General features: G+C 82.2%; 1 pseudogene. It reads left to right on the top strand.

The window, feature by feature from the left end:
* Window positions 1–281: pseudogene (locus tag ACLBYB_RS33465) on the top strand (hypothetical protein); the annotation flags it as partial.

Genomic DNA, 281 nt, shown 5'->3' with positions numbered 1-281 from the left:
CTCTGGAGCGCCCGCCCGGACCTGGCGCTCCGCCTCGCCGCGGAGGGGCGGATCGAGCCGGTGGCGCGGCTGGGCCTGCGGGTGCTGCGCGCGGGCCCGCGGGCCTGCGCGGCCCTGACGGCCAGCGAGATCGGGCGCCTGCTGGCCGCCCCGCACGACGCCGTGCGCACCTTCGCGTTCCGGACCGCCCAGGCGCGTCCCCCCGCCGGGATCGCCGAGCCTGCCGAACTCGCCGCCCTGGTGGCGGCGCTGCTCGCGAGCCCGGAGCCGGAGGCGCGGGC

Source organism: Methylobacterium sp. D54C (genome assembly GCF_053345595.1).
Note: the sequence above shows the minus strand (reverse complement) of the source record. Positions and strands in the feature narration are given on the sequence as shown.